Genomic DNA, 20,929 nt, shown 5'->3' with positions numbered 1-20,929 from the left:
CAGCTTTCCTCCTATCCTATGCGGTAGCCCAGGAATAATTAACATATTCTTGGCAGGAGCATGCCAGAGAGACGCTGCAGCCTGCGTGTTGTACCAAAAGGAGTCCTCAACAACAGTTTACCGGACTCCAGCGATGATACCTGGCCAATCACTTCAGCATCCCTGCCGAATTCGTTTTGTTTCATTATTTTCATCGCATTCTCTGCCAAACTCGATTCTACTATCAGCACAATTTTCCCCTCATTGGCTAAATAAAGTGGATCGAATCCTAAAATATCACATGCTCCCTGGACATCCTTCCGTATTGGAATCGAGCCTTCTTCAAGCTCGATCGTCACCTGAAAGTCTTCACATATCTCGACAAGGGTAGTGGCCAGTCCGCCCCTTGTGGGATCCCGCATGATTCGAACCCCTCGTATTTCATCTATGAGTTTTTGAATAAGATGATTCAATGATGAACAATCACTCGTGACATCTGTCATCAGTCCCAGTTCATTTCGGGCGGCAAGAATTGAGACGCCATGATCCCCTATTGTACCGCTTACGATTACCGCGTCCCCTTTTTTCATTTCTTCCGGATTTGGACGGTGCATCTCCTGCAGTTCCCCAATGCCGGTTATATTGATGAAAAGACCATCCGCACTTCCCTTTTCGACAACCTTTGTATCACCGGCAAAAATATGGACACCCGCCCGTTCCGCTTCTTCTGCCATACTCTGGACAATCTTCTTCAGGTCCTTTACCGGAAACCCTTCTTCAAGAATGAAGCCTGCAGTAATAAACCGCGGGATTGCTCCGCAAACAGCTAAATCATTTACGGTCCCTGTTATCGCCAGCTTTCCAATATTGCCTCCAGGGAAAAAGATCGGATTCACGACAAAGCTATCGGTCGTCACAGCCATATTATTGATCATCCCAGGCAGAATAGCGGAATCCAGTTTCGTCAGGACTCCATGGCCAAATGACTTAACAAACACATCCTGAATCAGCAGGTGGGTAAGTTCACCGCCCTCCCCATGCGCTAAACCAATTTTCTGGACCAAGTCTATTCCCCTCTCATATATTGATAATGTGCCGCACAAGTGCCTTCCGTTGAAACCATACAAGGCCCAATCGGATGCGCTGGTGTACACCCTTTATTAAACAAAACACAGCTTTCGGGATTGATTAATCCCCTGATGATTTCACCGCAGCGGCATTTTGTTTTCCTCGGCTCTCCTACAGATACTTCATACCGCTTTTTTGCATCAAATTGTGCGTACTCGTTCTTAAGGACAAGACCGCTTTCTGGAATCGTGCCCATTCCACGCCAATCTTCATCATGGAGCTGCAGATATTGCTTAAGCAATTTTTGTGCGTGAAGATTGCCCTCATCTTTTACAACAGAAGGATAGTCATTTAATACATCCTGCTTATTCTCGAGAAGGAGCTCCAGCAATTTATAGATGCCGCTTAAAAGCTGCACGGGTTCGAATCCGGTTATTACGCCAGAGACCTGGTAATCCTCCACTAAAAAATCAAAGCTCTTTTTTCCTAAGACGACTGAAACATGTCCTGGTAAAATAAAGCCATCCAGCTTGACCTCTCCTGAATCCAGAAGAGCTCTCATAACCGGTTCCACCAATTTCGTTGTCATCCATACACTATAATTCTTCAACTCTTTTCTTTCTGCTTCGCAAATGGCAAGAGTCAAAATAGGGATCGTAGTCTCAAAGCCAATCCCGAGGAGAATGACTTCCTTATTGGGATTTTCCTCGGCGATCTTCACACTGTCCAATGGTGAATAGATCACCCGGATATCCTTGCCGTCCGTTTTTGACTTCATCAGGCTCACCCGGGAACCAGGCACGCGCATCATATCGCCAAACGTACACAGGATCCTGTTGGAACCTTCAGCCAATTGAATCATTGCATCAATTGATTTCTGGTCTGTCACACACACCGGACATCCGGGACCGGCAATCAGCCTGACATGATCCTTCAACCTGGTTTTTAACCCCGATTTGGCAAAAGCCATTGTATGTGAGCCGCATACTTCCATCAATACTGGCACTCTTCCAAATTTCTTTTTAAACTCTCCAGCCAGTTCAATCACGGCCTCCAGTGACTGACGGGCCAGAGCTGGATCAGAGAGCGTCTCCAAACTTTCCATTTATAATATTCCTCCATTCCTCGATGCTTTCGCGTGCAAAGGTCTCGTCTACTACGGTCATCGCCTGTCCGGCATGAAGCAATACATAGTCTCCTTTTTTTACTTCTGGGACAAACAGGATCCCGACATGCATCCTTGACCCCATCACATCCACCAGAGCTTTCTGCTCCTCAATCTCCATCACCTTTGCGGGTACTCCCAGGCACACATTGATCCACCACCTTACTTTTAATAGCATGAGAAGCTATGATGATTTGCCCTAATGATAAGCCGCCATCATGACAGGGAACGTTTTTATGCGTCTTAACGGCAAACCCTTTTGCCTCCAGCCTCGCTTTTATTTCTTTCGTTAAAAATAAATTCTGGAATGAGCCCCCTGACAACATGACCGTCCTGTTCAGGTGCGGGTTTCTTTCTGCTAATCTTTCAATCATCTCCTCACAGCAGGAAACAATAGTTGAATGAAAAGTGTGAATGATTTTGGCCGTACTGACGCTGTTGGATTGATCCTGGATGATTTGAGAGAGCATTGGGGAAAGGTCTAGTTGAAGTTGATTTGCCTGGTTTGTTTTTAGATGGAATGGATAAGTGTCAGCTGGATGGTCCATCTCTTTCATCATGTAATCTGATAATCTGATTGCCGCTTCCCCTTCATATGAGGAAGTTAAACAAGTTCCCAGAATCGCACTGACTGCATCAAATATTCTTCCGCAAGTACCTGCCATCGGGGTGTGAATTTGATTCAAGATCATCTTTTTTAGAATGTTGATTTCATTGGCTTTGTCAGGGAATAGCTTCATTGCTATCTCTATTCCGTCTTCTTGCCAGTATTGATAGAGCATTCCGACTGCATTTCTCCATGTTTCTTTCACGGCTTTCTCCCCGCCTGGAAGCGGGGTATATTCCAGATGGCCAAGACGTTCAAAGGAATCGGCATCGCCGTAGAGAAACTCAAATCCCCAGATATTCCCGTCATCGCCATAGCCGGTTCCATCAAGGATGATCCCGAAACAAGGTTCCTCGATGCCGTTATCCTCCATACAGGAAACATGATGGGCATGGTGATGCTGAATGGGTATGATGTTGCAATCATATTCTTTTGCCAGTTCCGTTGATGCGTACAGTGGATGCTGATCAATTGCTATATGCTTCACTTCAACATCCAGCCATTTTTGATAGTGATAGATCTGGTCCTTAAAAAAACGAATCATTTCTTCGTTGTCCAAATCGCCAATATAGGAACTGACCACGATGTCCTTTTCCTTCCCAAGCGCAAAGGTATTTTTTTGATTTCCGCCAAAAGCAAGAATTCCATCAACTTCTGATTGAGTGTGAAAAGGGTCCGGCACAAATCCTCGTGCCCTCCTGTGAAAGAGCATATGCTCACCGTCAAACTGTACGACAGAATCATCAATCGGAAGGTGAATGTCCCGGTTGTGGGTTAATAGAAAATCATATAAATAGCCGTCGATAGTTTCTTCTCTGTAAGGAATCGGCAGTCCTGAAGGGTTGGCACTGGTCATGACCATACTTTCGAGTCCGCTTGTTTCAAATATCCTGTGATGCAAGGGAGTATACGGCAGCATGATTCCAATCGTGGACAATCCTGGTGACAGCACTTCCGGAAGGGTGCTTTCCTTTCTTTTCCGCAACACCACGATAGGCATGACTGTACTGGTGAGCATTTCCTCTTCTTCTTTCGAAAGATGACAATGCTTTTTAACAACTTCCAAATCCCTTGCCATAATCGCCAGAGGCCGGCGGGGACGGTTCTTTCTTTTTCTTATTTCAGCTATTGCCCTCTCTTGATGGGCATCACATGCGAGATGATAACCGCCGATTCCCTTTATCCCAACAATATGGCCGCTTCTTAAAAGTTCACCTGTCTCAAAAAGTGCCTCCTCATCCTGTGCTGCCAATTCCCCGCTTTGATGAAAAAGTCGTATGTCAGGCCCACAAGCAGAACAGCATATAGGCTGGGCATGATGCCGCCGGTTCAACCGATCATCATATTCTTCCTGACATTGCTCACACATCGTAAATTCACTCATTGTTGTATTGGGACGATCATAAGGCAGGACCTGGATGATCGTGTAGCGCGGGCCGCATTGTGTGCAGTTGATGAATGGATATTGATATCGCCGATCGGTTGGATCTTTCATTTCTTGCAAGCAATCCTCGCAAATCGCCGCATCCGCAGAAATCCATGGTAAGGAATAGGAATCAATTTTTTTGCTTGGAATAATCGTAAATTCTTGAAAATAGACAGGGGGAATTGGAGTTGCGGTAATTCTATCGATCTTTGCCAGAGGTGGCGGCGAATTTTTTAGTTCTGCTACGGCTTTTTCTAGCTCATCTTCGTTTCCTTCCAGAATCAACATGACATGGTCAAGATTATTCTGGACGGTTCCCGTCAATTGAAATTTTTTCGCAAGGGAATAAACGAATGGCCGAAACCCAACTCCCTGCACCCTTCCCGTCACCCTGATGCTCACTGCTCCGTACATTGCCTGTACGCTTCCTTGATCCAGTTGACCCAGCCTTCAAGACCTTCACCAGTCTTCGCGGACAAAACCATCAGCTCTGCCGCAGGATTAATAGTCTCTAAGTCTCTTTCAGCTTCCTCAACACTGAATGAGACATATGGAAGGAGATCGACCTTATTGATAATCGTCAGATCCGTACGCCTGAACATCACAGGATACTTCGGGATTTTATCATTGCCTTCCGGTACGCTTAATACGACGACTTTATAATCTTGTCCTAAATCATAGCCTGAAGGACAAACCAGGTTCCCTATATTTTCGATGAAGAGAATATCAATGTCTTCCAGGTCAAATTCCGGAAGTGTTTTGGCAATCATCCTCGCATCAAGATGGCAGCCTCCCACTGTGTTAATCTGAATTGTTTTTACCCCTAAAGACCGCAAGCGCTCCGCATCACGGTCCGTGGCCAGATCTCCTTCAATTACGGCCACAGTAAAATCGTGGCGCAATGACTTGATTGTTTCTTCCAGCAGGGTCGTTTTACCGGCACCAGGTGAACTCATGAGATTGATGACAAGTGTTTTGTGATCTTTAAATAGTTTTCTATTATAAACGGCAGCTAGATTGTTATCCTTTAACACATCTGCGCCAAGCTCAATTTTCATCGCCTTCATCCCTTCCTTCATAAGATTCAACCCTGAACGTTTCACCGCTCACCAGCAGGCTGCCGGGAATGCCACACTCCGGACAAAGCGCAATCCTGTAATCAGGCTGAAAATTACACCGGCATTCCGGGCACCAGGCTTTTGCTTCTTCCCGAATAATATGCAGCCTGCTATCTTCGTCAATCAAACTGCCTTCCTGTCTCTGAAAAAAGAGAAACGCCAGCTCAAGGGCATCGGGCAGGACATTGGATAAATCCCCCACTATGACATCAATCTGATCCAGCTTTTTAAAACCTCTTGCAGCAGCGTCCTCTGAAACGATTTCAATGATTTCTGACATAAGTGACATTTCATGCATCCTAACACCACCCAAGATATCCCTCATCTTATTTTTATGCCTGTCTTTTTGGAAAAGACCTGTGAGCCTCCGATAGGAGCTGGAACATAAAAAACTCCCCAACCTCAAGATGGCTGGGGAGTTCACATCTATTGTTAAAAATTAAACTTGAACCGTTTCCGCCGACTTTTCTAACATTGTACCCTTGCTGGCAAAACTGGTATGCCATGATAGAGCTTTTTCCAAAACATGCGGTGTCTGCCCGCCTCTTTGCAGTGCTTCCTGGTAATAGGCGCGCAGCTGCTCGCGGTACATTGGGTGCGCACAGTTTTCAATAATCAGTTGTACTCTTTCCCTTGGTGCGAGGCCTCTCAAGTCTGCATACCCTTGTTCGGTGACAATCACGTCGACATCATGCTCTGTATGGTCCACATGTGAGACGAAAGGCACGATGCTTGAGATATTCCCTCCTTTGGCAATCGATTTAGTGACAAAGATGGCCAGGCGCGCGTTTCTGGCAAAATCGCCGGAACCGCCGATTCCATTCATCATTTTCGTGCCGAGGACATGAGTCGAATTCACATTTCCGTAGATGTCTAATTCCAAAGCTGTATTGATGGAAATCAACCCGAGACGGCGGATGATTTCAGGGTGGTTGGAAATCTCCTGAGGCCGCATCATCAACTTCTCGCGATATTTTTCAAAATTCGAGAACACCTGCTGCATTTTTCCCTCGGAAAGCGTGATTGAACAGCAGGAAGCAAATTTGACCTTCCCCGCATCGATCAGGTCAAACACCGCATCCTGAAGCACCTCTGAATAGACCTCCAAGTTCTCAAACTCTGAATCCAGCATTCCATGCAGAACAGCATTGGCAACAGAACCAATCCCTGATTGTAATGGGGCCAGGTTTTCCGTAAGCCGGCCGCTCTGAACTTCATTTCGAAGTAATTCGATTAAATGCTGCGCCATCACGACCGTTTCTTCATCCGGAGGAACAATCGTTGAAGGTGAGTCCAGCTGATTCGTGAACACAATCCCTTTAATCTTGTCTACATCGACCGGGATCCCGATGGTTCCAATCCGATCGTCTGGTTTAGTAAGCGGGATAGGCTGCCTTTCACCCTGTTTTCCTGGTTCGTATAAATCGTGCAGTCCCTCGAGTTCTGTTGACTGGGCCGTATTGATCTCAATGATAATCGACTTCGCATTCTGGGCGAATGCCATGGAATTCCCTATTGAAGTCGTCGGAATGACCATGCCGTCTTCACTGATTGCAACCGCTTCCAAAATTGCGACGTCTACTTCCATGACATCCGCGCGAATCAGCTCGGCTGTATGCGATAAATGCTGGTCCACAAATAGAAAGTCTCCCTGATTGATGCCGCGGCGCATTGTCGGATCTGCCTGGAATGGCAATCTTTTGCCGAGGATGCCTGCCTCAGCGAACAGCTTATCTACATCTGAGCCCAGTGAAGCTCCGGTATATACATTAACCTTAAAATTTTCATCTTCATTCACCCTATTAACCAGGGCAAATGGTACCGCTTTCACATCACCCGCACGCGTGAATCCACTTAAGCCTAAAGTCATTCCATTTTCAATGAAGGAAGCTGCCTGTTCAGGAGTCACAACTTTGTCCTTCAGACGCTGATCTCTAATTCGGTCTAATTGCTGTTCCATATCTCGATCCCTCGCTTAATGAATAGTTATAACCATTTTACCCATTAGCACTATCAAGAAATGGTTTTTAGAACACTAGACAAAAGATTCCGACAAAACAGCAAATTTAGGTACCAAAGCAGAAAAACTCAGAATCCCAGCAGTTTTCTAAAATAACTGGAGTAGGATTGGCTGACCGGCACATGCTCACCATTATCCATCGACAACAGAAAAGTGGAATGAGTATCGGGATAAATCGTCTTGATATGGTTCACATTCACAATGAATGAACGATGGCATCGGATAAAGGAATCCTTCGGAAGCAAATATTCAAACTCCTGCAGGGAGTATTTATGTGTTCCCGATATTTCATCAGTATAGACATGGGTCTTCTTATCTTTTGCCTCAATATGGATCACTTTCGAAAAAGGAACCGGGATCCAGCCATCCTGGGTTTTCAGGGTGACAACTGACTTCCCATCGGTCAGCGCCGGATAAATCGCCGTCACACAGCCCTCAAGCTCGCCATTATGTAAAAACGGAACCGCCATGCCATGATAAGGAATGCCAAAAACATCCCGGTTAATAAACTCAGAAACCTTCTGCTTCGACTTCAGCGCCTTATAGGCAATCGTCCCTTCCTTCACAGGATCGCCAGCAGCAATCTTCAAATCCACCCTCTTGCTTGGACGATAATAAATATATTCATTCGTATTCGAAACCGCAATCGAGATTTCATCAGAAAATAACTCCCCGATGACATCCAGCAATGAGCTTAAGGTTATATCCTTCATGCTTTTATCACCTCGATATTATTATACTACTATTATGAAAATTCTTAAGCTGTGCTTTTAAGGAAATACCTTTGCTAACTACTACATTCGTCCACTCAAGTAAGGTGTTATATGCATATCCATATTAAAGAATAAACATAAGGGGTGTTAATAAAATGCCAAAAGAATTTATTAACGAGAAGGGTGAGGTTAAAAACCAGCTCCCACCACTGCCTAAACAGGATGCTGCTGAGAGTTTGGATTTTAATCCAGTTACTCCTGATCAATCTGGTGACCCTCAGTGTGGACCAGTTAATCGAAACGTCAGTTTTTGCTGTGAGGCAGAAATTCCTGAAGGGTTTATGGGCGTGGTTGACGATATAAGGTTAATTTATAATACGAATCAATTAAGAACCTATATAGAGGAATGCGACAAGACTGTTGATACTGACTGTGGTCCTGTAACAGTACCATTATATCAAGTAAGGGTTACAGGATGCATCCCGTTCATTGGAAGCGTATCAGTAATAGGTGATTGCGGAGGATTAGAAACAACAGGAAATGACCCTGCTTGTCAGCCAGCCTTAGATAATTCCGGACTTGGACGTATAAGTTGTTCAGGTAAAGTATGTGTAGACCATGTTATTGGTTGTTCGGCAACTCCACCAACCACTCTCCCTGATTTGAACTGTGACACGATTTCAGTTGCAGCATATGGTGTGTTTAATAATAATCGGCCGGGTGCAGTTTGTGGACTTCAAATTATATGCAGAAGCATAATCTTTGCAGGTGCCTTCCAACTTCCCGCTATTTCCTCCACATAGAATTTAAATCGTGATATGAAAATGGATGCATCTTATTATGAATTTTAATTTGTTATATAAGAGTACGAGCTGCTTACACATAAAACACAGGTTCAATACGAACGATTCTGATAGATGAAAGGCTTAAATTGAAAATGTTTTATGATTGCTTACATGGAAAAAAGGCCACCCATCAGTTTAATGAACTAAGAATGGCCTTATAACAGGTTTATTTTAAATCTATTTTTTATTGTTGTGAACTGAACAAGTGTCTGCGTATTGATAACTTATTGTCTAACGAACAATAATGAAAAAATCCTGCCTGATGCGGTTATTTTTCATGTTGACGGTCTGCCACTTTTACAAGCAGCTTTCCGGTATTATTACCTTTAAAGAGATCAAGGAATGCATTCGGAATATTTTCAAACCCTTCATCAATCGTTTCTTGATATTTGAGCTTGCCTTCCTGCAGCCATTTCCCAAGCTGAGTTGCACCCTCATGGAACCTATTTGAAAAATTACCTACCGTAAAACCTTGCATGAGCGCGCTTTTCTTAATAAGCGTGGTTTGCACACGAGGCCCTAAATCCACACTTTCCAGGTTATAAGAAGAAATCGCTCCGCAAACAGGTATGCGTGCATATCGGTTCAGTTTCGTCAGAACTGCATCCGATACCTCTCCGCCAACATTATCAAAATAAACATCAACTCCATCGGGACATGCCTGGCCGATTGCTTCCTTCAAATCCGCAGCTGTTTTATAATTAACCGCTTCATCAAATTGCAGTTGATCCTTCAAGAATGAAATCTTGTCCTCCGCCCCCGCGATTCCAACTACTCTGGCGCCTTTTATTTTGGCAATTTGTCCTACAACAGAGCCGACTGCTCCTGCTGCTCCAGAGACAACAACCGTTTCTCCTTCTTTGGGCTTCCCAATATCCAATAATCCAAAATAAGCGGTTAGCCCCGTCATTCCCAATATCCCTAAATGCGTCGTAATCGGTGCTAACGACGGATCGATTTTTCTGATTTCCTTCTCTTTTGCAACATAATGCGTTTGCCAGCCAAACATCCCAATTGCGATATCACCCTGTTGAAAGTTTTCAGACTTGGATTCTATCACTTCTCCAATTGAACCGCCTTCGATCACTTTACCAAGCTGAAAAGGTTCAATATACGATTCTGCATCTTGCATTCTTCCTCTCATATATGGATCAACAGACACATAAAGCGTACGAAGTAAAACTTCCCCTTCCTCAAGCTCTTTCGTGTCCTGTTCTATAAAATGAAAAGTCTCCTCATCGGGCATGCCTTTAGGTCTGTTAGCTAATACAATTTGCCGGTTTTTTTCCTTCATAGCAAAGCTCCTTTCGTTTTTGATGGATCTTGCTTAATTAGACAATTAGTCTTTTCCGTCGAGATAGGATCATTAAGAGTTGTTTTCTTTTTATTGTGGGGGAATCCATATTCTTTTTCAAATAATTCAATTTCAACAAGAAAAAAAGAAGCTTCCCAAAAGTTCAATGAACTAATGAGAAGCCTCTTATAGGATGTTAGCATTTTGTTATCAAACCACTTCAAAGCCCATATATAGGGGTTCGAGGGCAGATTACATCATGCCGCCCATTCCGCCCATGCCGCTCATGTCAGGCATTCCAGCACCAGCTGGTTCTGGGATGTCAGCAACTACTGCTTCAGTAGTCAGGAACATTGCAGATACTGATGCAGCGTTTTGAAGTGCAGAACGTGTAACCTTAGTTGGGTCAACGATACCAGCTTCGATCATGTTTACCCACTCGCCAGTTGCTGCGTTGAAGCCTGTGCCGACTTCTTCGCGCTTCAGGCGCTCAACGATGACTGAGCCTTCAAGGCCAGCGTTGTGAGCGATTTGGCGAACTGGTTCTTCCATAGCACGAAGGACGATGTTCACGCCAGTAGCTTCGTCGCCTTCAGCCTGGATTCCAGCAACTTTGTTGTATACGTTCAGAAGCGCTACGCCACCGCCTGATACGATACCTTCTTCAACTGCAGCGCGAGTTGAGTTAAGAGCATCTTCAATGCGAAGCTTGCGTTCTTTCAATTCAGTTTCAGTAGCAGCACCAACCTTGATGACTGCAACACCGCCAGCTAGCTTAGCAAGGCGCTCTTGCAGCTTTTCACGGTCAAATTCAGAAGTTGTTTCTTCCATTTGAACACGGATCTGGTTTACGCGGCTTTCGATTTGAGCGCTGTCTCCAGCACCTTCAACGATTGTTGTGTTTTCTTTTGTAACCACAACTTTAGAAGCGCGTCCAAGAGATGTGATTGTAGCAGACTTAAGGTCGCGTCCAAGCTCTTCAGTGATTACTTCACCGCCAGTCAATGCAGCGATGTCTTCAAGCATAGCCTTACGGCGGTCACCGAAACCAGGTGCTTTAACAGCCACTGCGTTGAATGTTCCGCGAAGCTTGTTGACTACCAATGTAGCAAGTGCTTCACCTTCAACATCTTCAGCAACAAGCAATAATGGCTTGCCTTGCTGTACAACCTGCTCAAGGACAGGAAGGATTTCCTGGATGCTGCCGATTTTCTTGTCAGTGATCAGGATATATGGATTTTCAAGAACTGCTTCCATCTTGTCAGAATCAGTTACCATGTAAGGAGATGCATATCCGCGGTCGAACTGCATACCTTCAACAACATCCAATTCTGTAGTGAAGCCTTTTGATTCTTCGATCGTGATAACACCGTCGTTGCCAACGCGCTCCATTGCTTCAGCGATCAATTGACCAACTTCTTCGTCAGCAGAAGAGATTGCCGCAACTTGTGCGATAGAAGCTTTGCCTTCGATTGGCTTAGAGATAGCCTTAAGCTCTTCAACAGCTGTAATAACAGCCTTTTCCATACCTTTGCGGATGCCCATTGGGTTAGCGCCGGCAGTTACGTTCTTAAGACCCTCACGGATCATCGCTTGAGCAAGAACTGTTGCAGTAGTCGTACCGTCACCAGCAACGTCATTTGTCTTACTTGCTACTTCAGCAACAAGCTTAGCACCCATGTTTTCGAATGCATCTTCAAGTTCGATTTCTTTTGCGATTGTTACACCATCGTTTGTGATAAGAGGTGAACCGAATTTCTTCTCAAGAACCACGTTGCGTCCTTTTGGTCCAAGAGTTACTTTTACTGCATTTGCAAGAGAATCTACTCCGCGAAGCATCGCGCGGCGTGCTTCTTCACTGAACTTAATTTCTTTTGCCATTGTAGAAAAACCTCCTCAGAATTTTAATTTATAGCGTTCTGTCTATAATCGCAGTGATTATTCAACTACAGCAAGAATGTCGTTTTCACGTAGGATCAGGTACTCAGTCCCCTGGTACTTCACTTCTGTGCCTGCGTATTTTGAGAAGATAATGCGGTTTCCGACTTCAACTTCAAGAGCAACGCGCTCACCGTTTTCAAGTACACGGCCAGTTCCAACAGCTACGACTTTACCTTCTTGAGGTTTTTCTTTCGCTGTGTCGGGTAAAACGATACCGCTTGCAGTTTTTTCTTCAGACTCAACAAGCTCGATAATAATGCGATCTCCTAGTGGCTTGATCAAGTGAAACAACCTCCTCAAATTATATGTAGATTTTTTTATTAGCACTCGCCTCAATAGAGTGCTAACACAATTTATATAATAATGAATCTCTATTTTTTTTGCAAGCGTGAAGCTAAAATTTTTCATGAAAATTTACGAGGGTCCTGATGGTGTCGAATGCTGGTGAAATCTCTGCTGACCGCGTCATTTCCTGGTTTGGTAGAGGACGTGCTTCTTCAGCGGACTATCCTGATCCACTCTTGGGTGAAGAAATGTTTTAACAGGTTTCATGCCGATTTTTTTCATGACATTGACAGAGGGTTTATTGATTTCTGCTGTAAAACTGACGACCTCGCTAAAGCCCAGGTTCTTGAATCCATATTCCAAACAGGCCCTGGCACCTTCTGTTGCATAACCTTGGCCCCAGGCATTTTTCTTCAGCCTCCAGCCAATTTCGATGCACGGGGTAAAATCTGATTCGAATGTTGCCCTGTGAAACCCTATGAATCCAATGAACTCTTTTGTTCTCTTCTCTTCAACCGCATATAACCCAAAGCCGTATTCTTTGAACTCGGCAAGAATCACCTGATAAAATCTCTCAGTTTCTGCCGAGGATAAAACACGAGGAAAATAATTCATCACATCCGGGTCTGCATTCATTTTGCAAAAGTGCTCTAAATCTGCGCTTAACCAGTCGCGCAAAATCAGTCGGGATGTTTCCAAATAAACCATTTGGACCTCCAATCATTTTTAATTCACCTTAACAAGTATCTGGTAGTCAGGGAATACTAAGTTCGAACAACCAACTTTTTCATCCTGGCCCTACAATTTGAACTTTCAAATCATTTACTAGTAGAATATAGAGAGTGTATAGATAAGCAAAGCTATCCCCGTATTTTATTTTACAGGCCAGCATATTATTACGTAAAATTTCAGAACATACATTTCTGCATTATTAAGGAGTTTTTTCGATTGAAAAAAGAATACTGGTACGTCATTATTGCCTATATTGTTATGCAGCTTTCAAGCCTGGTCGGGGTCCCAATCATTGCTTTCATCGGTGCTGCGATGGGAAAAAGCCTTGATGAAATGCAAACCCTTGCGATTCCATACTGGCTTGTGATCAGCTTTTCACTGACTCTCCTGATCATCCTGCTGATTTTAAGGAAGGAAAGAACCATAAATGCTGATTTGCGTGAAGTTTCTTCGCCGGCAAGTTCGGCTGCCTGGGCTTTCGCCGGGGTATTCCTGGCCTTGTTCGCGCAGTCGATTGCAGGCAGCATCGAAAGCATGCTTGGAATTGAGATGGGCTCGGAGAATACTCAGGAAATCATCAAACTGATTGAAAGGTTTCCGGTTGTGATTCTCGTCAGCTCGATCATCGGTCCGATTTTGGAGGAAATCGTCTTCAGGAAGATTATTTTTGGCAGTCTGCACAGGAAAATGAACTTTTTCTTAGCAGCCTTGATCAGTTCCGTCATATTCGCACTGGCCCATATGGAGCCGGAGCATGTGATCCTATACTCTGCGATGGGCTTTACGTTTGCCTTCCTTTATGTAAAAACAAAGCGGATCATCGTGCCGATCATCGCCCATGTTACAATGAATACAATGGTTGTACTGCTTCAATCCGTATTCAGGGAAGACATTGAGAGAATGATAAAAGAAGCAGAGAAAATACAAAGCTTTATTGGGGGATTTTAAGTCATGAAGCAATCGCCTATGTTTTCAGGCATTGTCTACATCTTGTTAGGCAGCTTATTCACCTATTTCGCCATCCAAAATGTCAACGATACTGGCTGGGGATTTTTCAGTTATTTGCTCGTCCTGCTCGCAACGTTCGATTTCGGTTCCGGCATCAGAATGATCCTGTTCCATTTCAAACTGAAACAAATGGATAAAAAATAGCTCCTTCATCGAAGGAGCCATTTTTTATTCTTCAGAATCACTGTCTGTCGGATAATGCTTCAAGAAATAAATCAATGATTGCAATTCTACTGCCAGATCAATATGATGGATCCTGATTGAAGACGGTACATTCAGCCTCGCGGGCGTAAAATTCAGGATCCCCTTCACATTCGCCTGTACCAGTCTGTCCGTAATCGGCTGTGCTACCGCTGACGGCACGGTCAGGATCGCCACCTGGATGCCTTCCTCGACAACAACTTTATCGAGGTCATCCATGTGATAGACAGGCACATCGCCAATCTGCGTCCCAACCTTATCCAGGTCGACATCGAAGGCAATTTGAATTTTTGTATTATTGTTTTTGGAAAAATTATAATTCAAAAACGCCGTTCCTAAATTACCAACACCGATCAGCGCAACCTTCGTGAGTTCATCCTGGTCGAGCGTCTTTCGGAAAAAAGTCAGCAGGTAATTCACATTGTAGCCGTAACCCTTTTTACCCAAAGCCCCGAAATAGGAAAAGTCCCTTCTGATCGTAGCCGAATCCACTTTTACCGCTTCACTCAGTTCCGCGGACGATACCCTCTGCTTGCCTGAAGAATGCAAGTTCAATAAAAATCGGTAATACAGCGGCAAGCGTTTTGCAGTTGCCTGCGGAATCTTCATAGCATCATTCGTCATTCTCCATCCTCCACCTGTTCGTATTCTATTTTAACTTCTCATCTCTCTTAAAATCGCCGTTTTTCCCGCCAGTTTTCTCCACAAGATAGGTTTTGCCGATCACCATGCCTTTGTCAACGGCCTTGCACATATCATAAACAGTCAGCGCGCATGCAGATGCTGCTGTTAACGCTTCCATTTCTACCCCTGTATTCCCTTTTGTTTTAACTGCTGCAGCGATATTTAAAATATAATCATTTCCATTTTGCTCCCATTCAAACGAAAGGTCAATTCCTGTTAATGGAATCGGATGGCACATCGGAATGATTTCGGACGTCTTCTTGGCTGCCATGATGCCAGCAACCTGCGCGACTGCCAGGACATCACCTTTTTTCATCTTATTTTCAGTAATCCTTACATATATATCTTCATTAACGGTAATGCTTGAATGGGCGACTGCCGTACGGACCGTCTCAGGTTTTTCACTGACATCGACCATCTTCGCTCTTCCCTCTTCATTAAAATGCGTAAATTCTGCCATCTTCAAGCTCCTTTCAACCAAATAATACACTATTTTCACAAACTTGTGTGTGAACTTTGTTTCTATCTTCACATATAGAAGATGAAATTTTTCTGCCTTACCGCCTGTAGCAGGCCGCACATATTGCCGAGCCCATAGGATTGGGTTACACTATCCCTAAGGCATTAGAGGTGAAAAATAATGATTCTATTACAAGTCAATCAGCTATCAAAATATTTTGCGGCTGATCTTATTTTATCGAATATCAAGTTTGAAATACAGACCAATGATCGTGTTGCTCTTGTCGGCCGGAACGGGGCTGGGAAATCAACCCTCCTGAAAATCATTGCCGGCTATGAATCCCATGACGGCGGCGAGATCATCCGCCCGAAAGGAACATCAATCGGCTATCTTGCCCAGAATACCGGGCTGGAATCCGAGAAAAGTATTTGGGATGAAATGCTGGCCGTTTTTGATCATCTGCACAGCATGGAAAAAGACCTGCGCCGGCTTGAGGAAAAAATGTCTGATCCAAGCATCCTGTCGAACGAGTCCGAGTATGAAAGAGTATTGAAGGATTATGACGTTTTGCAGGTCCAGTTCAAAGAAAAAGGCGGCTATCAGTATGAAGCTGACATCCGCTCGGTCCTGCACGGCCTGAACTTCCAGTCTTTTGATTATTCCACAAAAATCTCCACTTTAAGCGGAGGACAGAAAACAAGGCTTGCGCTCGCCAAGCTGTTATTGACACGTCCAGATATTTTGATTCTTGACGAACCAACCAACCATCTGGACATTGACACACTTTCCTGGCTAGAGCAGTATCTACAGGGCTATGATGGTGCGATTCTGATTGTTTCACACGACCGTTATTTCCTTGATAAGGTTGTGAACCAAGTATACGAAATCTCCCGTCACCAGCTGACGAAGTTCCCGGGCAATTACAGCTTATATTTAGAACAAAAAGCAGCAAATTACGAGCGCGACCTGAAGTTATATGAAAAGCAGCAGGATGAAATCTCCAAGCTGCAGGATTTTATCCAGCGGAACCTTGCCAGGGCCTCGACAACGAAACGGGCCCAGAGCCGCCGGAAACAACTCGAGAAAATCGATCGGATGGACAGGCCGATGGGAGATGAAAAGTCAGCTTCCTTCAGCTTCCAGATCGAACGCCAGAGCGGGAATGACGTCCTGAAGGTAAATACACTTGCTGTCGGCTATCAGAATGAAGCCGTATCCGAAAATATCTCTTTTAACCTTTCGCGTGGCGACAGTACTGCACTTGTTGGGCCAAACGGCGTCGGAAAATCGACCTTACTAAAAACAATCGTCGAAAAACTGCCTTCGATTACCGGCAATATTCAGTACGGCTCAAATGTCTCAATCGGCTATTACGATCAGGAACAGGCAGAGCTGAGCTCGAATAAAAAAGTTTTAAATGAACTGTGGGACGAGTATCCACTGAAATCGGAAAAGGAAATCCGCACCGTATTGGGCAATTTCCTTTTTTCAGGCGATGATGTGTTAAAAATCGTCTACACCCTGAGCGGCGGTGAAAAAGCACGGTTGGCACTAGCCAAGCTGATGCTGCAAAAGTCCAATTTCCTAATTTTGGATGAACCGACAAACCATCTGGACCTGGACAGCAAGGAAGTGCTTGAGAACGCCTTGATCGATTATCCAGGCACCATCCTGTTCGTCTCCCACGACCGTTACTTTATCAACAGGATCGCTACCAAGGTCCTTGAGCTCGATCGTAGTGGGGCAACAGAATATCTAGGTGATTATGATTATTATGTCGAGAAGAAGTTAGAGCAGGAAGAACTTGAGGAACTGGCCAGACAGGCGGCCATAGCAGCTGGCATAGTCACCGAATCAGTCAAACAGGACAAGACCTCCTATCAGCAGGATAAAGAGGCAAAGAAGCTCGAGCGCCAGCGCAAACGGCGTATGGAAGAGGTCGAAGCGTTGATCGATAAGCTCGAGACAGAAGTTGCAGAATATGAAGAATTGCTTTGTGACCCCGAAGTATTCCAGGATCATGAAAAAGCAGGAGAAATCAATTCCAAAATTGAAACCGCCAAGGAAAAACTCGACGAACTGATGGAAGAGTGGACAGAATTGGCGTAAGTTTGGAAAAACCGGGCATGAATGTGTCCGGTTTTTTTGTATGTGAAAACTTATTGATGATGGTTATCCACAGAAAGTTGTGGATTGTTTACTAATGATTTGGTTTGTGCGCAAAAACGGTGTATTTAATCGCAAAAATGCTGTTTTTATTCGCAAAACCAGCCTTTTTATTCGCAAACTGGAAAAAAACAAATATTATTTCCATTTTAAAAACCCAGAATTCTACTTTTTATCCAACAAAAAAGTCCCGATTGGCAACCGGGACTTTTTGTTCACATAGTTATTCACATAATGAAGATTGATTTATAGGTTATCCAGAGACTTTTCCACATTATCCACAAAACAAGCATTTCTTATCCACATTATACACAATCTAACACTGTTTTCGTTTACATATCCACAGAAGAGTCTGACAAAAATACTTTTTAACTGCGACTTTAGTTGTGGATAGTTATCTCCAGACCAGGGTTTCCGTTCAATGTCAGTGCTGCTCTTTGCCCTTTATCATACATGACACTACCTGCAGCGGCAATCATCGCTGCGTTGTCAGTGCATAAAGACAGCGGAGGAATGACAATTTCCACATCTGAACCTGCAAATTCTGTGGATAATTTTTCTCTCAGGCCTTTATTGGCTGCAACTCCTCCGGCAAGCAAAACTTGTTTCACACCATATTCCTTTACAGCCTTTTGGGTCTTCGTGACGAGTACATCAATGACACTCTCCTGGAAGCTTGCCGCAAGCTCTTCAGGAGCAATTTCTTCTCCCCGCTGCTGTGCGTTATGCACAACATTGATCACAGCCGACTTCAGCCCGCTAAAGCTAAAATCATAAGACCCTTCCTCCAGCCATGCCCTCGGCAGGTCAATGGTTGCTTGTCCTTCATGAGCCAGCCTGTCGATATGCGGACCACCAGGATACGGAAGATTGAGAGTACGCGCTACCTTATCATAAGCCTCGCCTGCGGCGTCATCCCTTGTCTCGCCAATCACTTCGAAATGGCCATGCTCCTTCATATAAATAAGTTCCGTATGTCCTCCAGACACAACGAGCGAAAGCAGCGGAAACTTCATCTCGGCAACAAGTCTGTTAGCATATATATGACCTGCGATATGATGGACTCCAACAAGAGGGATTCCATTTGCAAACGCTAAGGCTTTCGCAGCGTTGACACCAATCAATAAAGCACCAACGAGGCCAGGACCTTCAGTCACGGCTATCGCATCCAAATCCTTAACATCCACATTAGCCTGAGCTAGCGCTTCCTCCAACACAAGCGTAATCTGTTCCACATGGTGCCTAGATGCGATCTCAGGTACCACTCCGCCGAACCGCTTATGGCTCTCGATCTGAGAGGCCACGACATTCGCGAGGATTTCCTGTCCATTTTTAACGATTGCGACTGCAGTCTCATCACAGCTCGTCTCTATTCCCATGATTAATTGGTCTTTTTTCATTATAAATTCACCCACATTACTAAAGCATCTTCCATATTGTCTGTATAATATTGCTTCCTGATGGCTCCTTCTTCGAATCCAAACTTTCGATAGAGATTTTGGGCCCTATTATTGCTTACCCTCACTTCGAGCGTCATCCTCAATGCTCCCATTTCGCGTGCAAGCTCCATTACCTTTGCCATCAGTGCCTCGCCCAGCTTCATTCCCCTGTATTCCGGCAGCAAAGCGATGTTCGTGATATGTGCCTCATCCACAATGATCCACACACCACAGTACCCCACAACCTTCTGATCCACTTCCACCACTAGATACTGAGCAAACTGATTCTTCGTCAACTCATTGAAAAAAGCTTCCCTGCTCCATGGAACAGTAAACGAATTGACCTCAACCTCCATCACATCATCTAGATCATCAACCGTCATATTCCGGAACGTTATCGTTTTATTCATATTCGCTTCCCACTTATTTTTTAGTCTCTTGCGCTTTCAGCCAATTTGCCTCTGCTTCAGCCAGGCGGATATAGTTAGGGACGAAGGTATGAAGGTCAACAGCCTCTTTATCCCTTCCTAACAAAGCAAGTTCTGCAGGCCTTGGGTTCAACTCGGTGATCTCTGCAAAAACAGCCTTATCCCCAAGCTCCTGCTTAATGAGCTCCTCATGCAGACCAAAATCATTGCTCGTAAACAAAACCCTGCTATCCATATCATTCAAAGCCTTTACCCATTCAGCTGACATCTCAAGCTGGTCTTCTTTCACAATTTCCAACCTTTGATTTTCGAATTTATATAAACCGGTATAAATCTGGCCTCTCCTCGCATCAAAAAAAGGAGACACATAGCCGTCAAAATAACGTCCTGCTGATGCTGCAGCCACCTGAAGGCTTGAGACACCTGATAATGGAATCTTCAGTGTCCAGGCCATCGTCTTGGCAATCGTCACACCGATTCGGACACCCGTGTACGATCCAGGTCCTTCAGCCACAACAATCTTCGATAAATCACCCGGTTTGACATTGCACTCCTCCATCAGTGTCTGGATCGCCGGCATCACCCGAACGGAGTGATTTTTTTTAATGTTGGAGATATACTCGCCCAAAACCGTTTCGCCATCCAGCAGACCAATACCCAAAACATAATTGGACGTATCTATCGATAATACCTTCATTTAAAAAATCTCCTTACACAATTCTTGATACCGCTCGCCCTTTGGCTCGGCGACAATTCTTCTTGCACCATTATCATCAAGGTACAACTGAAGCAGCAATAGTTCCTGCGGCAGCTGTGCTTCAATTAAATGTGCCCATTCCACAACTGTTACACCATTACCTTCAAAGTATTCTTCAAAACCAAGATCTTCAAACGCATCTTCCACGCGATACACATCCATATGATATAAAGGAAGCCGTCCCTGATATTCCTTAATGATCGTAAAAGTAGGGCTATTCACATTCCTGGTAATACCAAGCCCTTCAGCAAGCCCTTTGGTAAAAGTCGTCTTTCCCGCACCTAAATCACCTTCAAGGGCAATCACGTCACCCTCTTTCAAAAGAGCAGCCAGCCTCTTCGCAAAATCCTTTGTCTCTTCGGGCTGCGTGGAAATGAATTGATAAGTCGCCATATATCTATCACCAACTAACAATCAATTTTATAATACAAAAAAACCTTAGGATGCCTCCTAAGGATGACGATTCTATATGTAGTTTACACGATTTATCCAGTCCGGGCAAAAAAACCGGCCATTTCCCCTTTTGAATAAGGCAGACCGGTAATAAAAAGCCAAAAAAAAAAAACGAAACCCTGTTTCGCTGTGCGATTCTA

22 protein-coding genes are annotated in these 20,929 nt (G+C 44.4%); 4 read left to right on the top strand and 18 right to left on the bottom strand.

Annotated elements, in window-relative coordinates; genetic code table 11:
• Positions 1–38: 38 nt before the first annotated feature.
• From hypE to QNH36_RS01490, 8 genes are all read right to left on the bottom strand, one after another.
• Positions 39–1,043 (bottom strand): hydrogenase expression/formation protein HypE, encoded by a 1,005-nt coding sequence (hypE, locus tag QNH36_RS01525; protein ID WP_283904504.1) that lies wholly within the window; start codon positions 1,041–1,043, stop codon positions 39–41.
• Between the two features lie 2 nt (positions 1,044–1,045).
• Positions 1,046–2,152 carry a hydrogenase formation protein HypD gene (hypD, locus tag QNH36_RS01520; protein ID WP_144481302.1) on the bottom strand — a complete coding sequence of 369 codons (1,107 nt, stop codon included), beginning with the start codon at positions 2,150–2,152 and terminating at the stop codon, positions 1,046–1,048.
• Positions 2,127–2,360, bottom strand: a complete 234-nt coding sequence (locus QNH36_RS01515) for a HypC/HybG/HupF family hydrogenase formation chaperone (RefSeq protein WP_144481301.1) — start codon at positions 2,358–2,360, stop codon at positions 2,127–2,129. The genes hypD and QNH36_RS01515 overlap by 26 nt, the downstream gene beginning before the upstream one ends.
• Positions 2,323–4,659, bottom strand: coding sequence for a carbamoyltransferase HypF (hypF, locus tag QNH36_RS01510; protein ID WP_283904503.1), 2,337 nt, complete (start codon positions 4,657–4,659; stop codon positions 2,323–2,325). The genes QNH36_RS01515 and hypF overlap by 38 nt, the downstream gene beginning before the upstream one ends.
• Positions 4,644–5,303: a hydrogenase nickel incorporation protein HypB gene (gene hypB, locus QNH36_RS01505; protein ID WP_144481323.1), complete on the bottom strand. Its 660-nt coding sequence runs from the start codon at positions 5,301–5,303 to the stop codon at positions 4,644–4,646. Before hypB ends, hypF begins: the two co-directional genes overlap by 16 nt.
• Positions 5,293–5,661, bottom strand: a complete 369-nt coding sequence (locus QNH36_RS01500) for a hydrogenase maturation nickel metallochaperone HypA/HybF (RefSeq protein WP_144481299.1) — start codon at positions 5,659–5,661, stop codon at positions 5,293–5,295. Before QNH36_RS01500 ends, hypB begins: the two co-directional genes overlap by 11 nt.
• Positions 5,662–5,802: 141 nt before the next feature.
• Positions 5,803–7,323, bottom strand: a complete 1,521-nt coding sequence (locus tag QNH36_RS01495) for a succinyl-CoA:acetate CoA-transferase ScpC (protein ID WP_283904502.1) — start codon at positions 7,321–7,323, stop codon at positions 5,803–5,805.
• Between the two features lie 128 nt (positions 7,324–7,451).
• Positions 7,452–8,096 carry a LytTR family DNA-binding domain-containing protein gene (locus tag QNH36_RS01490; protein ID WP_251544865.1) on the bottom strand — a complete coding sequence of 215 codons (645 nt, stop codon included), beginning with the start codon at positions 8,094–8,096 and terminating at the stop codon, positions 7,452–7,454.
• Between the two features lie 155 nt (positions 8,097–8,251).
• Between QNH36_RS01490 and QNH36_RS01485 the strand changes: the two genes are divergently transcribed.
• A complete protein-coding gene (locus tag QNH36_RS01485) occupies positions 8,252–8,899 on the top strand; it encodes a hypothetical protein (RefSeq protein WP_283904501.1) in 648 nt (215 codons plus the stop codon).
• A 310-nt stretch (positions 8,900–9,209) separates the two neighbouring features.
• Here the strand turns inward: QNH36_RS01485 and QNH36_RS01480 are convergent, their stop codons facing one another.
• From QNH36_RS01480 to QNH36_RS01465, 4 genes are all read right to left on the bottom strand, one after another.
• Positions 9,210–10,235, bottom strand: a complete 1,026-nt coding sequence (locus QNH36_RS01480) for an NADP-dependent oxidoreductase (protein ID WP_283904500.1) — start codon at positions 10,233–10,235, stop codon at positions 9,210–9,212.
• A gap of 252 nt (positions 10,236–10,487) precedes the next feature.
• The gene (gene groL / locus QNH36_RS01475; protein WP_144481294.1) at positions 10,488–12,116 is read right to left on the bottom strand and encodes a chaperonin GroEL; all 1,629 of its coding nucleotides are present in this window, start codon (positions 12,114–12,116) and stop codon (positions 10,488–10,490) included.
• A gap of 57 nt (positions 12,117–12,173) precedes the next feature.
• On the bottom strand, positions 12,174–12,458 hold the full coding sequence (gene groES, locus QNH36_RS01470; protein ID WP_041967795.1) for a co-chaperone GroES: 285 nt from the start codon (positions 12,456–12,458) through the stop codon (positions 12,174–12,176).
• Between the two features lie 183 nt (positions 12,459–12,641).
• Positions 12,642–13,169, bottom strand: a complete 528-nt coding sequence (locus tag QNH36_RS01465; protein WP_283904499.1) for a GNAT family N-acetyltransferase — start codon at positions 13,167–13,169, stop codon at positions 12,642–12,644.
• 240 nt (positions 13,170–13,409) lie between these two features.
• Here QNH36_RS01465 and QNH36_RS01460 point away from each other — a divergent pair, with 240 nt between their 5' ends.
• A complete protein-coding gene (locus QNH36_RS01460; protein WP_144481292.1) occupies positions 13,410–14,141 on the top strand; it encodes a CPBP family intramembrane glutamic endopeptidase in 732 nt (243 codons plus the stop codon).
• 3 nt (positions 14,142–14,144) lie between these two features.
• Positions 14,145–14,345, top strand: coding sequence for a YdiK family protein (locus tag QNH36_RS01455; protein WP_144481291.1), 201 nt, complete (start codon positions 14,145–14,147; stop codon positions 14,343–14,345).
• Between the two features lie 24 nt (positions 14,346–14,369).
• Here the strand turns inward: QNH36_RS01455 and QNH36_RS01450 are convergent, their stop codons facing one another.
• The gene (locus tag QNH36_RS01450; protein WP_144481509.1) at positions 14,370–15,026 is read right to left on the bottom strand and encodes a redox-sensing transcriptional repressor Rex; all 657 of its coding nucleotides are present in this window, start codon (positions 15,024–15,026) and stop codon (positions 14,370–14,372) included.
• Between the two features lie 25 nt (positions 15,027–15,051).
• Entirely contained in the window at positions 15,052–15,546 is a 495-nt protein-coding gene (gene moaC, locus QNH36_RS01445; RefSeq protein ID WP_251544883.1) for a cyclic pyranopterin monophosphate synthase MoaC, read from the bottom strand.
• A gap of 180 nt (positions 15,547–15,726) precedes the next feature.
• On the opposite strand from moaC, the gene QNH36_RS01440 reads away from it, so the two are divergent.
• Positions 15,727–17,655 carry an ABC-F family ATP-binding cassette domain-containing protein gene (locus QNH36_RS01440; protein ID WP_283904498.1) on the top strand — a complete coding sequence of 643 codons (1,929 nt, stop codon included), beginning with the start codon at positions 15,727–15,729 and terminating at the stop codon, positions 17,653–17,655.
• Positions 17,656–18,092: 437 nt separating this feature from the next.
• Here the strand turns inward: QNH36_RS01440 and tsaD are convergent, their stop codons facing one another.
• The 4 genes from tsaD to tsaE are packed head-to-tail and all read right to left on the bottom strand — an operon-like array spanning position 18,093 to position 20,729.
• Entirely contained in the window at positions 18,093–19,112 is a 1,020-nt protein-coding gene (tsaD, locus tag QNH36_RS01435) for a tRNA (adenosine(37)-N6)-threonylcarbamoyltransferase complex transferase subunit TsaD (protein WP_144481506.1), read from the bottom strand.
• Positions 19,112–19,561, bottom strand: coding sequence for a ribosomal protein S18-alanine N-acetyltransferase (gene rimI / locus QNH36_RS01430; protein ID WP_144481505.1), 450 nt, complete (start codon positions 19,559–19,561; stop codon positions 19,112–19,114). Before rimI ends, tsaD begins: the two co-directional genes overlap by 1 nt.
• A 13-nt stretch (positions 19,562–19,574) precedes the next feature.
• Positions 19,575–20,276, bottom strand: coding sequence for a tRNA (adenosine(37)-N6)-threonylcarbamoyltransferase complex dimerization subunit type 1 TsaB (tsaB, locus tag QNH36_RS01425; protein ID WP_283904497.1), 702 nt, complete (start codon positions 20,274–20,276; stop codon positions 19,575–19,577).
• Positions 20,277–20,729 carry a tRNA (adenosine(37)-N6)-threonylcarbamoyltransferase complex ATPase subunit type 1 TsaE gene (tsaE, locus tag QNH36_RS01420; protein WP_144481503.1) on the bottom strand — a complete coding sequence of 151 codons (453 nt, stop codon included), beginning with the start codon at positions 20,727–20,729 and terminating at the stop codon, positions 20,277–20,279.
• Positions 20,730–20,929: the final 200 nt, after the last annotated feature.

The organism is Mesobacillus sp. AQ2 (assembly GCF_030122805.1).
GTDB classification, from domain to species: Bacteria; Bacillota; Bacilli; order Bacillales; family Cytobacillaceae; genus Mesobacillus; species Mesobacillus oceanisediminis_A.
Note: the sequence above shows the minus strand (reverse complement) of the source record. Positions and strands in the feature narration are given on the sequence as shown.

Excerpts from the sequence above, each read along its gene's own strand:
- QNH36_RS01500 (WP_144481299.1), bottom strand. The coding sequence starts at position 5,661 with ATGCATGAAATGTCACTTATGTCAGAAATCATTGAAATCGTTTCAGAG.
- QNH36_RS01450 (WP_144481509.1), bottom strand. The coding sequence starts at position 15,026 with ATGACGAATGATGCTATGAAGATTCCGCAGGCAACTGCAAAACGCTTG.
- QNH36_RS01480 (WP_283904500.1), bottom strand. The coding sequence starts at position 10,235 with ATGAAGGAAAAAAACCGGCAAATTGTATTAGCTAACAGACCTAAAGGC.
- tsaB (WP_283904497.1), bottom strand. The coding sequence starts at position 20,276 with ATGAAGGTATTATCGATAGATACGTCCAATTATGTTTTGGGTATTGGT.
- QNH36_RS01465 (WP_283904499.1), bottom strand. The coding sequence starts at position 13,169 with ATGGTTTATTTGGAAACATCCCGACTGATTTTGCGCGACTGGTTAAGC.
- QNH36_RS01495 (WP_283904502.1), bottom strand. The coding sequence starts at position 7,323 with ATGGAACAGCAATTAGACCGAATTAGAGATCAGCGTCTGAAGGACAAA.
- moaC (WP_251544883.1), bottom strand. The coding sequence starts at position 15,546 with ATGGCAGAATTTACGCATTTTAATGAAGAGGGAAGAGCGAAGATGGTC.
- rimI (WP_144481505.1), bottom strand. The coding sequence starts at position 19,561 with ATGAATAAAACGATAACGTTCCGGAATATGACGGTTGATGATCTAGAT.
- hypD (WP_144481302.1), bottom strand. The coding sequence starts at position 2,152 with ATGGAAAGTTTGGAGACGCTCTCTGATCCAGCTCTGGCCCGTCAGTCA.
- hypF (WP_283904503.1), bottom strand. The coding sequence starts at position 4,659 with ATGTACGGAGCAGTGAGCATCAGGGTGACGGGAAGGGTGCAGGGAGTT.
- tsaD (WP_144481506.1), bottom strand. The coding sequence starts at position 19,112 with ATGAAAAAAGACCAATTAATCATGGGAATAGAGACGAGCTGTGATGAG.
- QNH36_RS01490 (WP_251544865.1), bottom strand. The coding sequence starts at position 8,096 with ATGAAGGATATAACCTTAAGCTCATTGCTGGATGTCATCGGGGAGTTA.
- QNH36_RS01440 (WP_283904498.1), top strand. The coding sequence starts at position 15,727 with ATGATTCTATTACAAGTCAATCAGCTATCAAAATATTTTGCGGCTGAT.
- QNH36_RS01485 (WP_283904501.1), top strand. The coding sequence starts at position 8,252 with ATGCCAAAAGAATTTATTAACGAGAAGGGTGAGGTTAAAAACCAGCTC.
- hypB (WP_144481323.1), bottom strand. The coding sequence starts at position 5,303 with ATGAAAATTGAGCTTGGCGCAGATGTGTTAAAGGATAACAATCTAGCT.
- tsaE (WP_144481503.1), bottom strand. The coding sequence starts at position 20,729 with ATGGCGACTTATCAATTCATTTCCACGCAGCCCGAAGAGACAAAGGAT.
- groL (WP_144481294.1), bottom strand. The coding sequence starts at position 12,116 with ATGGCAAAAGAAATTAAGTTCAGTGAAGAAGCACGCCGCGCGATGCTT.
- QNH36_RS01455 (WP_144481291.1), top strand. The coding sequence starts at position 14,145 with ATGAAGCAATCGCCTATGTTTTCAGGCATTGTCTACATCTTGTTAGGC.